We start from the raw sequence: 12005 nt of genomic DNA, 5'->3' as shown, positions 1-12005 counted from the left end.
CGGCCCTTCTCCGTGTTGCGGCGGTGCTTCCCTTTACCCAACGCTTCACCTCCAGTTCGACGATGCGTGCCGCGAGTGAGGCACGCAGGTTGATACCGGAACTGGGGCCGTCGTGCTGGCTACTGGTGAGCCTCGCCGATCTGACGATAGAACAGCGGCACCCGACGGCGGGGAGCAATCAAGAAAGGGCGGGCAAAGGTCCGGCAGAAGTCTGGCTGTTCGGCCGGTCGCGCGGAATCATCTGCCCACAGGACTGGCCCATACCAGTGCAGTTCGTGGGAGCCGCTGCCCGAGATGTCCGGGTTCAACCGGGCCGTTTACCGGACACGGTCTCGGCAACTGCTCCGGCCAGGCACGGCAGCAGTGTGACCGCCATCGGCACGTCATCGTCCACGGTCCATGGCCGAGCACGCGCGCGCCCTCCTGAACGGCCGAGCAGTCGCCTTGGCCCCGCCTGATCCGAGCGCTTCAACAGGATCGTGTTGCAAGCTCTGACGTATCGCCGGTCGTGATAAGCGGGAGTATGCGGTGGAGTCTTCGCCCCCGCTGTTAGCGGGCTCGGGCTCTGGCCTGGGCTCGGGCGAAGGTCGGCTTGGTAAGGTCGAGGGTGTTGCCGAGGATGCTGACGAACGCGTTCACGCGCTGTCGGGCGGCCTGCTCCTGACCGTCTGGCAGATCGAAGATGTGTGCCAATGATCCGGCTCGGGACGCCAAGTCGGTCCGCACCCTCTGGTACTGCTGCCAGTCGTCCCGGTGCTCGTCCCGGGCGCGCCGCAGCACGCGCTCGTCGACGGATTCCACGACCAACTGCTGGTTGGTCTGCCAGTCGACTTCCCACTTCGCCACGACGTGGTCCGTCGTGAAGGGCGCGTGCGGCGGCCCGATCCCCCGCACGATCTCCGGAAGACCACGCGAGCGCCACGGGCTGGCGACCGTGCTCAGGCTGTCCGCCAGGGCATCCCAGTTCGGCCTTCTGGCCCGCTCCCCTTCTCGGATCCACTGCTGTGCGGCGCGGAGTTGGCTTGTCGTGGCCAGTGGATGGGCGAACTGCTCGACAATCGTGCGCGCCGTACTGCGGCGTCCCTCGTCGGAGTTTAGGCCGGCACTCTGTGCGTAGGTCCGCAGAGCGCGGCGAGCCTGCGTGTGCGTGACCACGGTGTCGTCCAGGCACCACAGGTAGAGAATGACCGGGATCATGGTCCGGTGCGGGACACGGGCCAGCGGGGAACGGAGTTTGGCGCAGTTCAGCTCGTGGAACAGGCGGCGTTGTTCGGGCGGAAACACACGGCGGTCGCTCCCGCGCTGCGTCGTCTTTCGGAACAGAGGCGACGCGAGCAGTCCCTTTTCCACATAGTCGGTGACCATGCGCGGACTCGCCTTGATACCGAGCGTACGAGCATCCTCGACCAGGTCAACGGCGCTTCCCGCCGGCCAGGCGTCGCGCCACCCTGTCACGTTCTGGAACTTACACCGAGATCGGCACGTCCGACGGCGACTTGCCGGGGGCAGCTGTCCCACTGTGGAGACACAGCACCCCGTGCCGCTCCCTCTCGCGAAGTCGGCGGCACGGGGCCCGACAACCCCAGGAGGGCTGACATGCACCACCGTACGCGCCGCCCAAGCCGACCTCATCGGCCACGCCAGCGACCCAAGGAGCCGGAGGGCGGCCTCCTGCTTCATTGCCTTCGGGCCGGCGCAGCAGCTGCCGTCGTGGCCCTCACGACAGCGGGGGTCAATTACCTGATGGCAGCCATCCACATCCGCTGACCTGGTGAAAATTCGGCGACGCCCGGGAGTCCGTGTACGGACTCCCGGGCGTCGCCGTCAGGCGGTAGTGCAGTTGTGTCAGTCCTCACCGGCCTGAGTGTTCTCGTCGCTGCTGGTGCGTCGGCCACGGGTGGCAGCGACAGCGCCGATGCCGCTGGCGGCGAGGAGTCCTGCTGCCCCGAGGATCCATGCGGTGGCGTCGGCTCCGGTGTGGGCCAGTGAGCCCACCAGCGCCTCCGGCGTTGCGTTACCGGTGGCGTCTGTTGACGGGCTGGGCAAGGAGTAAGCGTCCGACGCCGTGGAGTGCGGCCGGGTGGACATCATCCCGCCGGGGGTGTCGTCAGCCGCCTTGCCTCGGACGTGGGCGGAGTACTGGTCGCTGTACCCGTCGGCTTCTCGGTCGGATCGGGGCTCGACCCTGTCGAGGTCTTGGAGTTGGCGACCGTCACGGTGACCGGATCCCCTGGTGTGGCTGTCAAAGCGTCCAAGGGCTTGTAGAGGCGGTAACCGGTGGGTGCCTTCGTCTGCTTGACCCAGAACTTCGTCGTACGGCTGGAGATCGGCAGGTCTCCGGAGGCTGTGCCCTTCGGGCCCGTCGTGAGGGTGAGGAGGGTCGCGGCGCCGGTGCCGATGTTGACGGTGGAGCCGGGCAGCAGCTTGCCGGTCTTGCTGTCCTGCGCCTTGAAGGTGAGGTGGGCGGGCTTGAAGGGGTCGATGACCGTCACGGGGGCGGTCGCGCCGGGGGTGACAATGACGTCCTGGTCGGCGGCGACGTCGTGGAGCGGGCTGCCGGAGTCCGTCTCCTTGAGCCGGTAGACGCCGGGAGTGAGGTCGGGGAAGGTCAGCTTCCCCTGTGCGTCGGTCGTCCCACGTCCGGCGTCCTGGCCGGTGGAGTCGAGCAGGAGGAACGCGGTGCCTGGGAGGGTCTCCCCGGCTGTGTCCTTCTTGGTGATCGCGATACTGCCCGGATCCGTTGCCGGTGTCCCGACGGGAGCGGCGGAGGCCGAGGGTGTCGGCTTTCGGTGGGCTGGGCGGTCGCGGCCGTCGCGCAGGTGAGGGTGGCGGTCAGCGTGGCGGCGAAGGCAGCGGAGCGGCCGGCGCTGCGGGCGAAGCAGGCGTGCACGAGAAGGGGGGCTCCTGATCGGGTGGTGGGGGTGTCATCGGGTCCGGCCGGAGGCCGGGGCTGCGGGCGGCGGTGCGGCGGGCGCGTGTCTGGGCGGCTGCTTGGCGGTCGCGGTGGCGACGTAGAGGTGGTGTCAGGTGTGGAGGGGGACGTCCTGGACGGTGCGGTGCAAGGGCTCGGTGGAGAGGACTGAGGAGGTGAGGGCCGCGACGAGGGTAGTGGGCGTGCCGAACGAGAAGTGCGCCTGCCAGTGCGGTTCGTTCGGGTATCCGCCCCAGGCTCGCCAGGCTGATCTGTCGGGGTACCGGGCGGCGTAGCGGTGCCGGATGCCTGCGATCCCGTCGGGCGCGAGGAAGGTCTGCGTGCCGTCGGTCTTGACGTCGTGGCTCCAGCCACGGGCGAACAACGATGCATACCCCTCGTGGGGTGGCGTGGGGTCGTCGAACAGCCGGTCCTGGTTCCTGCTGTGGCCTTCCCGGTGGAGGTCGAGGAGCTCGGCGTGGACATCGTGGAGCAGTTCGACAGGGGTGGTGGCGTCGAACGTGATCTTCCAGGCGGTCTGTCCGAACGGGGCACGGTTGGCGCCGATGGCCCATGTCCCCTTGCCTCGCTGTTCGGGTTTGGGGGTGAAGCGGGTCCACAGGCGAAGGCAGGGACTGGTGGCGTAGGCCGTTGCTTCTTCGGGCTGGTGCAGTGACCAGTCCTCGTCGAGGGGAAGGGCCAGACCGTGTGGAGGTCCGCCAAACCGGGGCCGGCCAGGTGGCGAGGGAGGACCTTGACGGTCTGAATGGGGTCGAGGTCGTGGAAGGGGTCGGACAACACGGGAGGGGCTCCTGCCGAGGAAGGCCGTACGGAGAGCTGAGAGCAGGGCGTGGGGATACGGACGGGGCCTCAGCGGGCGCGGCCACCGCCGGGTGAGGTCGGCTGGGCGGGCGCCTGGTGAGGGGTAGGGCCCGCGGGGCGGCTCGGTGGGGACGCGGCCCGCGTGCCGGGGAACCACACGGCGGTGTACTGCTCGATCGCCTCGCGCAGTCGGGTGGTGACGGCTCCCTCCCACGGGGGCACGCCGGCGCGGTGGAAGCGCGTGTTGAACGTGCCGTAGGTGGAGTTGTTGCTGGGGGTGTTGCGGGCTTCGTCACGGCGGTGGAAGGTGCCGTGGTCCACGAAGCCGAGGACGACGGCATCGATCTCGCCCCGGTCGGCGTGCACGACTGCCGCGCGCAGACCTCCGTAGGTGTCCGCGTGGAAGGTGGGCGTGAACCTGATGCGCAGGCGCAGCGGGCTGTCGGGGGTGGGGGTTGCGTAGTAGGTGTTGCCCACCACGGCGCTGTGGGGGAAGGGGAGCATCAGCTCGGCGAAGAACTCGTCGGCGTGGAAGGGCATATCGGGTTTCCGGTGATGGTCATCGGCGGGGGCCGGGCAGCGCGCGGCGGCTGGTGGTGCTCCAGCGCGGGACGCTGGCGGCGGGGAGCGCCGCGGAGCGGCGTGAGGCGGTGCGCCGGATGTCGAGGGGCGTCGGGATCGGTGGGCCGAGCGGGAGGATGGGGGTGAGCTGGGCCAGGCCCTCGGCGTAGGTGTGGGTTTCCTGTCTCCAGCGAGGCAGGGGCGCGGGGTCGCTGACGGTCTCGGTGACGGCGCGGATCAGTGCGGTGGGGGTGTCAGTGCTGGCGGTGGCGTACCACAGGGGGCGTTCGGCGGGGCCGGTCCACAGGTGCCAGCGGGCCTCGCGGGTGGTGAGTTCGGCCGTCGGGTCGAGGTCGCCGGTGGTGTATTCCACGGTGGCGAGATGGTCGGGTGACTGGACCGCGAAGACGCCCCACCGGGGGTGGTCGATCGGCCAGCCCCGGGTGATGAGCGGAACGAACGGCAGGAAGAAGTCGCTGTCCGTGCTTCCGGTGACCGGCTTGGCGAGGTAGGCGTCGGGGCCCTGCTCGTACGCGACGGCGAGCGCGGTGGTGAAGGCGGTGACGAGCTCGGTGGGACAGCTGTCGTTGAAACACACGCCCCAGGCGGGCGGGCCGAAGGGGTCCTCGTAGGCGTTGATGCGCCACAGGCCGTCGTCCGGGCCTTCGGGGAGGAAGCCGAGGCGGACCTTCCGGTCGGGCGCTGTCAGGTAGAGGTTGCCGTGGGTGTCGTAGTTCAGGGGCCAGCCGAGGCGGTCCAGCGGGGCGTGGCCGTGGTGGCTGTTCAGGGTGGCGCAGGTGAGATGGCGTGGGGAGACGTAGACGTCTCCGTCGGTCATGTCGTCGGGTGGCACGCGGCTCCTGGTCGGCAGGGGGTCAGCGGGTGCGGGCGGAGGCCGGGGGCGGCGGCGCGGGGATGGGCTTGCGCGTGGCGGATGCGGTGGTGGCGCGGCGGCGCAGTGCAGCCCTCACGGCCCGTTCCTGGTCGTCGACCGGACGCTGGTCGAGGAGGACCAGGGCCCGGATGACGGCGGGAGTGAAGGGGGAGCCGGTGGCGAGGCCGACGATCTCGGCTGCGGCTTCGGCTTCGGCCAGTACGCCGAATTCGTTCGGGATGCCGAGGAGTTCGGCGGCGTGGTAGCGGGCACCGTCGAGGGCCTGGATCAGGCGGAAATCGTCGTCCAGACAGTCGGCGACGATGTCGAGCAGAACATGGGTGGCCGATCGAAGGCGTTTACGAAAGTCCGCATCCACCAGCCAGAAGCCGTTCGGTTCCGGAGCCGGCGGATGGCCGGATAAGGTCCGTTGCGCCACCGCCGTCTCCGGCCGCGGTGGCGCCGGGGGTTGGGGGAACCAGAGGAGGGTGTACTGCTCGATCGCGCGGCGCAGTTTCGTGGTCGCTGCTCCCTGCCACGGCGGGTCGTCGCGCTCGTGCCAGTCGCGGAGCTTGGCGTAGCCGTCGTATCCCGGGAAACGGCCGATGGCGGCGTCGCGACTGTGGAAAGTTGCGTGGTCCGCGAACGTGAGGAGCACGGTGTCCAGGACGCCGCCCTGTTCTGCGTGGAGGATCTGCAGCCGCAGACCGTCGTACTCCTCGGCCCGGATCGTGCGGGAGAAGCTGATCCGCAGGCGCAGTGGGGAGTCCGGTCGGGGGGTGGCGTAGTAGGTGTCACCGATGACGGTGCCGTCGGTGAGGTCGAGCTGCTGGGTGAAGAACTGCTCGGCGTGCAGGGCCATACCGGCGCCCTTTCGCAGGAGTGGTTGCGGTTCAGCGGCGAAGCCCGGGGCGGGAGGGGACTGCTGGGGCGAGAGGGGGCGTGGCTGTGGTCCATCGGCGCACGCTGCGGGCCGGTACAGAGACGGGGCGGCGGGCTGCGGCAGCCCGCTGGATGTCCAGCGGGGTCGGCGCGGGAGGCCGGGGCGGCGTGACGGGGGTGAGCCGGGCCAGTTGGGCGAGCCGCGGGTCCAGGGAGTCCTTGTACCGCAGGACGGGGGTGGGATCGGCAAGTGCTACAGCGGTGGCGGCGATCAGGTGCTTCGGCGTGCGCGCGGTGAAGGTCGCCTCGGCGCGGGTTCCCCAACCCGGCGGTCCGGCCCACAAGGTCACCAACTCGGCGTCGGGTCCCATGCTGACGACATCGATGCTCGCTCCAGCCAGCCCGTCCGGGGAGACGATCTCCACCGTGCCGCGCGAGAGGGGCTTTCGGTCCCAGCCCGCGTCGAGCAGCGGCCGCACCGCATCCGTCCAGTACAGCGACGGCGAGGTGAGGAAGGAGTCCCTGTCTTCGTCCCACTCGGCGGCGAGGGCGCGGGTGAGTCCTTCGGTGATTTCGGGTGGCGTGTTCTGGTTGATGCGTGCCGTCCAGCGGGGAGGGGAGACGGGGTCCTCGGCCGCGCTGATCAGCCAGGTGTCGTGGTTGTCGCCAAGCCATCCGATCCGGATGCGGTGGTCCGGCGAGGTGATGACGAGCTGGCAGTCGCCGGTGTCGAGGTGGTGGTGGGGCCAATGGGCGACCGGGGCGAAGCTGGGGTCGGCGTGTCCGGGGAGCCCGGCGAGGTAGCGGGGTGAAACGTAGACATCCCCGCCAGTCCAAAGGTCGTCGTTCGAAGGCACAAGAGTCCTGAAGGGTTAAGGGGGTTCGGGAAGGCGGATCAGCCCCGAGGTTGGGAGAAGAGCTGCTTCGAGGTCGGTAGTCCGGCCTGTGAAGTGCAGGGTCCGCAGGCCCAGGCTTTCGGCGGCCCGGCAGTTGTCGGCCCGGTCATCGACGAACAGCACCCGCCGCGGATCTCGGGCTCCCGTCGCGGCCAGGGCCTGCAGGTAGGCGGCAGGGTCGGGCTTGATCGTCTGAAGTCGGGCCGAGTAGAAGGCGCGGGCCACCAGCCGGCGGCACCAGTCGGTGGCGTCGAGGACGTCGCTGAGATGGAGCGGCGCGTTCGACAGCAGGAACAGGGGCAGCCCTGAGTGGTGGGCGCGCTCCAGGACGGCGAGGACTCGGTCGTCGGAGGTGGTCCACATTTCGGTGTCGGCGTCGCGCAATTGGCGCAGCAGACATGGGCCCGGGTGAGCGCCGAGGACGGTGGCCCAGTACGCCATGTCGCTCAACTGCCCGGCGTCGTACGCCGGTCGGGCGTTCCAGACGGCGTCCTGGAAGCCGGCGAGATCCTGATCGGGCCAGTTGGCGGTGCGGGCGAGGTGCTGCCACTGGTCGGGGGTGGGCTGGAGGCCGAGGACGCCGTTGTAGTCGAGGATCGCAGCGTCGAGGCCGGGGTGTGCGGAGGTGCGGGTCAAGGGGCGGTGTTCTCCAGGGCGCGGTGGGCGAGGACGGCGACGGCGGCTGCGAGCAGTGCGGGCAGCAGCAGGGCCGTGGACAGGGACGTGGCGCTGGCGAGGGCGCCGATGAGGGCGGGTCCGGCGAGGAGGCCGAGGTAGCCGGTGACGGAGACCGTGGCCACCGCTTTGGGGCCGCCGGCCCCGGCGGCGGTGATGAGCGAGGGGATGGTGGTGGACAGCCCGAGGCCGAAGACGGCCCATCCGGCCAGGGCGAGTGGCACGCTGGCGGCCGACGCGCCGGTGGCCAGCCCGGCCGCGGCGAACAGTGCGCCGACCCGGACCACAGTGGGTGCACCGAAAGCCGCAGTGAGCTTGTCGCCGGTCAAACGCCCGGCCATCATGGCGGCGCTGTAGAGGGCGAACGCGGTGGCGCTGACGGCTGCCGTGGCGTGCAGGCTGTGCAGGTGGACGGCGGCCCAGTCGGCTGCCGCACCCTCACCGAGCAGGATCCCGGCGGCCAGGGCGCCCAGCAGCCACAGCTTCGCCACCGACAGCCCTGGCCGGCCCTCGGCGCCCCCGTGCTGGAAGGACGCTGCTGGTTGACCGGTGCCGGACAGGGCCCGGGTGCGTGAGGCGGTGGCGAGCACGGTGGCGCTCAGGGCCAGTCCGGTCACCATGAAGAGGCTGGTGTGCGGCGTGCGGGCCGTCGCGGCGGCGAGGGCAGCACCGCCAAGGGCGCCGCCGGAGTAGGCGGCGTGCAGGGACGCCATGATGGGCCGGCCGTTGGCGTTCTGGCAGCGCACCGCCGCCGAGTTCAGAGCGACGTCCAGGACTCCGTGCGCGATCCCGAAGGCCAGCGCGGCCAGGAGCAGCGAGGCCAGGGTGGTGCACTGGCCCAGGACGGCGAGACATCCGGCCAGACCGGCCCCACCACCGACGAGGAGGGCAGGGAGCCGCTCAGGCCGGACAAGCCGGCCGCCAGCCGTGAGTCCGGCGACCATGCCGAGGGCCGCGGCCAGCAGCACCAACGACAGGCGTGCGGTGCTCAGTTGGGCGGCATGCTGGACGGCGGGCATCCGCGCGCCCCAGATGGCCATAACCCCGCCGAGGCCCAGGAAGTAGCCGCTCAGCACCAACCGCTCGCGACGGGCGGAAGCAGGTGAACGGCTCATGCCACCCGCTCGTCGGTGGACGCGCCGGCCGTGCGGGGTGTGATGTGGACGTCGAGGTGGCTCAGGGCCTGTTCAGCTCGGGCCTGCGCCACGTCGGCGGTGGGCCCGGTGGTGATCAGGTAGCCGATGCGGGCGGTGAACATGTCGCCCCCGTCGGCGGGCAGCACCAGGTCGTCGCCGACGTGGTGCTGGAAGTGGAGCCGCTCCAGCCACGGCGGGCGTTCCCCCTCATACGCCAGACGGTCGACGGTGCCAGAGGTGTCCGGATAGATCAGGCGGATCGCGGCGGCCGACGCCTGGGTAGGGGCGAGGTCCGGGGCGCGGTCGCAGGCGATGTCGGCTGCGGCGCGCGGCAGGTCGATTCCGGTGGCGAGGCTCACCAGGTGGCCGATCATGTCGCCGGCGATTCTCGCGTTGACCTCGATGAGGCGGGGGCGGCCGTCGACCAGGCGCATCTCGACGTGGCTGACGCCGTCGGTGATCCCGAGCGCGCGGATCGCCGCTCGCGCGGCGGGTGCGACGACGCCGAGCAGCGGGTCGTTGGCGTCGAGCGAGTGCGCCAGCTCTTCGAAGTACGGCGGATCACTGACGGTCTTGCGGGTGAGGGCGACAATCGTGGTCTGGCCGCGGTAGGTGACACTTTCGACGGAGACCTCGGGCCCGTCGAGGTACTCCTCGACCAGGACAGTGCGATTCTCGACTCCCCGGTCGGCTGTCCTGTTCGCGAACTCGTAGGCGGCGGCGAGCTGTTCGGGGGTGTCAGCCCGGATGACACCGATGCTGGCCGCGTGTGCGGCGGGTTTGAGGACGACCGGGTAACCGATCCGCGCGGCGGCTGCCTTCGCCTCCGGGAGGTTTTGGACGCTGACGGAGACGGCGGAGGGGACGCCGTGCCGGGCGAACAGAGTGCGTGCGGTGGCTTTGTTGCGGCATGCCTGCATCACCTCCGGACCCGTGGTGGGCAGGCCGAGCTGGCGGGCGAGGCGGGCGACCGGGACGAGATACCACTCGGTCCAGGTGAACACCCCGGCCGGCCGGTGGCGTTCGGCCAGCACCCGGCCGGCCGCGGACAGCGCCGCCTGATCGGTCGGGTCCGCTACGACGACGCAGTCGCGGATGTACGGCACCTCCCACGAGGGCTCCTCGCCAGTGATGAGGACGACGTCGTAGGCGTCGGCCACGGATTTCAGGCAGGTGCCGCGGTATCCCTCGGCTTCCATGTCGGCTGCGGCGACGACCAGGACGACTGGGCGGTCGGACAAGAACGGGCTCCTCGAAGATCTGAATGGCGGTCGGCGGGGTGGTGAGTGGGGTTCACGGGCTGCGTCGGCGGCGCGTCTCGATCGCGGCAGCCCAGTTGGGATGCGCGGCGATCAACTGGCGTGCGTACAGGGCCGTGTAGCTGTTGTTGAGGCCCTTCACGCCGCGGGGGTGGCGCCAGCGCAGGGCCTCGAACAGTGCCTTCATTCCGACCCGTGTGTCGCTCCCTGGCCGAGGCGTTCGGCGACGAGCTCCTCCAGGGCGCGCTCAACCCAGGGGTGTTGGGCGTCGAACGCGCGGAACTGGTCGCTGATGGAGGGTCCGTCTTGGTGCGCGAAGTGAAGGCCGGGAAGTCCGTCCTGGATGGTGGTGGGCATGTGCGGCGGGGGTCCTCTCGTGCCATGAGGCGGTGGGCAGGGTGCGCAGCCGGGTGAAGGCGGTCGCGAGGCCGAGGGCTTGCAGGACGGCGGCCACGGTGACGGCGTGGCCGAGCTGGGCGGCCGGGACGGCGGCGACGAGCAGTCCGGCCACCGGGAAGGGCAGCAGGAGCAGCAGGATCGTCACGGCGAGGGTGCTGGCGAACACATCGGGTGGGATGAGGTGGGAGCGCAGGGTGCGCAGGACGACGGTGAGGCCGCTCTCGCCGGCCATCAGGACGGCGATGAGCAGGAGGTATCCGCGGTAGGTGTGGGTGTGGGCGACGGCGAGGGTCGCTGTGGCGGCGATCACGGCGGCTGTGGCGCCGACCGACCACAGGCCCCACCGGTCGATCGCCCGGCGGGCGGTGGTGATCGCGAGCAGCGAGGCAAGGGCCGCGGCGGACCAGATGAGTCCGGCCTGGGCGCTGGAGCGCCCAAGTTCGCTGACCACGATGACCGGCATGGCCGCCTGGAGCAGGGCGACGGCCGCGTTGGAGACGACAAGTCCGCCGACCAGCCAGGCGAGGGCAGGAAGTCCACGTAGCGTGCGCCAGCCCGTCCGCAGTCCGCCTTTGCTGCTCGTGGCGATCCTCGCTGCAGTTCCGTGGCTTGGGGCGAGGGCGGCGGCGAGGAGGGAGAACGCGGCGAGCGCGGCGAGCATGACGGCCGGTCCGCCGTGTTCCAGCAGTAGTCCCGAGACCAACGGCCCGGCGAGCATGGCCGTCTGGTCGATCCCCAGCAGAACGGACTGCACCCGGTGCGCCCCGGCTCCGGCCGTACGGCTCGCCTCGCCGCCCGCGGTCTCCGCCGCGACATAGCTGAACTCGGTGAGGAAACCCGCCAGCGGGGCCAGCGTCATCACCGTCACCACCGTCGGCACTCCCGTGCCGGGGACGGCCAGCAGGAGTGCGGCCAACGCGACGGCCAGCGCTCGTAGGACACACGCGGTGCGGAAGACGCGGGCGATTCCGTGACGGTCCACGAGGGTGCCGGCCACCGTGAACGCACCCAGCCGCGGCAGCCACTCCAGGGCGAAGGCGAGCCCCGTCAGCGCCGCCGACCCCGTCGTCGCCACGACGACGAGCGGAATACCGTAGGTGGCCATGGCGAACGCTGCGCCGTCGGCGCTGCGGGGCAGGTAGACGCCGCGCACCAGGAACGGGACGGGTTGGCGGACGTCCCGGGCCGAGCCTGCCCTCACGCGGCGATCTCTCGATCGGCGACCCCGACGACTTGCGGATTGGTGTACAGCCACTCCTCCAGGAGGCCGCGCAGCCGGGCGAGACCCGCGCTGTCCTCCACGCTCGCCCCGGGATCGTCGGCAAGCCGCTGGGGACCGCCCTCGGAGGGGAGTACCGGTGGCTCGGTCAGGAGCGCGAGGGTGTGCCGGATCCGGCCGGTGAAGTCACACACCGGTGCCGGAAGAGCGTGGCGGCGAGCCCAGCGGGCCAGTGCGTCGTACACGTCGGCCAGCCCCTCGCCGGACGTTGTCAGGCTAAGAGGTCCTAACAGAAGTTGTTGATCATGTGACTGTCGGCGTGGTTCCTCGTTGGTCTTGCCGTGGGGAAAAGGGAGTCGCGGCCGTGGATC

The 12005-nt window shown here is 70.6% G+C and carries 14 protein-coding genes and 2 pseudogenes; all 16 read right to left on the bottom strand.

Features of this window, described 5'->3' with window-relative positions:
- Positions 1 to 549: 549 nt before the first annotated feature.
- Positions 550 to 1455: a hypothetical protein gene (locus tag ABZ855_RS47650; protein WP_360820123.1), complete on the bottom strand. Its 906-nt coding sequence runs from the start codon at positions 1453 to 1455 to the stop codon at positions 550 to 552.
- Positions 1456 to 1845: 390 nt separating this feature from the next.
- Positions 1846 to 2046 carry an LPXTG cell wall anchor domain-containing protein gene (locus ABZ855_RS47645; protein ID WP_360820120.1) on the bottom strand — a complete coding sequence of 67 codons (201 nt, stop codon included), beginning with the start codon at positions 2044 to 2046 and terminating at the stop codon, positions 1846 to 1848.
- Positions 2047 to 2087: 41 nt separating this feature from the next.
- On the bottom strand, positions 2088 to 2492 hold the full coding sequence (locus ABZ855_RS47640; RefSeq protein WP_360820117.1) for a hypothetical protein: 405 nt from the start codon (positions 2490 to 2492) through the stop codon (positions 2088 to 2090).
- A 126-nt stretch (positions 2493 to 2618) separates the two neighbouring features.
- Positions 2619 to 2669 (bottom strand): annotated as a pseudogene (locus ABZ855_RS47635) (hypothetical protein); the annotation flags it as partial.
- Between the two features lie 354 nt (positions 2670 to 3023).
- Positions 3024 to 3296, bottom strand: coding sequence for a DUF317 domain-containing protein (locus ABZ855_RS47630; protein ID WP_360820135.1), 273 nt, complete (start codon positions 3294 to 3296; stop codon positions 3024 to 3026).
- Between the two features lie 138 nt (positions 3297 to 3434).
- Positions 3435 to 3890: pseudogene (locus tag ABZ855_RS47625) on the bottom strand (hypothetical protein); the annotation flags it as partial.
- A complete protein-coding gene (locus ABZ855_RS47620) occupies positions 3782 to 4273 on the bottom strand; it encodes a hypothetical protein (RefSeq protein ID WP_360820114.1) in 492 nt (163 codons plus the stop codon). The gene ABZ855_RS47620 and the pseudogene ABZ855_RS47625, both read right to left, overlap by 109 nt.
- A 19-nt stretch (positions 4274 to 4292) precedes the next feature.
- Positions 4293 to 5132, bottom strand: a complete 840-nt coding sequence (locus ABZ855_RS47615; protein WP_360820132.1) for a DUF317 domain-containing protein — start codon at positions 5130 to 5132, stop codon at positions 4293 to 4295.
- A gap of 37 nt (positions 5133 to 5169) precedes the next feature.
- Positions 5170 to 6030 (bottom strand): hypothetical protein, encoded by an 861-nt coding sequence (locus ABZ855_RS47610; protein WP_360820112.1) that lies wholly within the window; start codon positions 6028 to 6030, stop codon positions 5170 to 5172.
- Between the two features lie 31 nt (positions 6031 to 6061).
- A complete protein-coding gene (locus ABZ855_RS47605; RefSeq protein WP_360820109.1) occupies positions 6062 to 6907 on the bottom strand; it encodes a DUF317 domain-containing protein in 846 nt (281 codons plus the stop codon).
- Positions 6908 to 6922: 15 nt separating this feature from the next.
- Positions 6923 to 7582 (bottom strand): HAD-IA family hydrolase, encoded by a 660-nt coding sequence (locus ABZ855_RS47600; RefSeq protein WP_360820106.1) that lies wholly within the window; start codon positions 7580 to 7582, stop codon positions 6923 to 6925.
- On the bottom strand, positions 7579 to 8736 hold the full coding sequence (locus ABZ855_RS47595) for an MFS transporter (RefSeq protein WP_360820103.1): 1158 nt from the start codon (positions 8734 to 8736) through the stop codon (positions 7579 to 7581). The genes ABZ855_RS47600 and ABZ855_RS47595 overlap by 4 nt, the downstream gene beginning before the upstream one ends.
- The gene (locus ABZ855_RS47590; RefSeq protein ID WP_360820129.1) at positions 8733 to 9956 is read right to left on the bottom strand and encodes an ATP-grasp domain-containing protein; all 1224 of its coding nucleotides are present in this window, start codon (positions 9954 to 9956) and stop codon (positions 8733 to 8735) included. Before ABZ855_RS47590 ends, ABZ855_RS47595 begins: the two co-directional genes overlap by 4 nt.
- Positions 9957 to 10050: 94 nt before the next feature.
- Entirely contained in the window at positions 10051 to 10203 is a 153-nt protein-coding gene (locus ABZ855_RS47585) for a hypothetical protein (RefSeq protein ID WP_360820100.1), read from the bottom strand.
- Between the two features lie 60 nt (positions 10204 to 10263).
- On the bottom strand, positions 10264 to 11520 hold the full coding sequence (locus ABZ855_RS47580; protein ID WP_360820126.1) for an MFS transporter: 1257 nt from the start codon (positions 11518 to 11520) through the stop codon (positions 10264 to 10266).
- Between the two features lie 92 nt (positions 11521 to 11612).
- Complete coding sequence (locus tag ABZ855_RS47575) at positions 11613 to 11879, bottom strand: hypothetical protein (RefSeq protein ID WP_360820098.1); 267 nt, start codon at positions 11877 to 11879, stop codon at positions 11613 to 11615.
- Positions 11880 to 12005: the final 126 nt, after the last annotated feature.

Origin of the sequence: Streptomyces sp. NPDC047042, from assembly GCF_040644035.1 — a bacterium.
GTDB lineage: Bacteria > Actinomycetota > Actinomycetes > Streptomycetales > Streptomycetaceae > Streptomyces.
The sequence above is the reverse complement of the archived record's forward strand: the minus strand, read 5'-3'. Positions and strand labels throughout refer to the sequence as shown.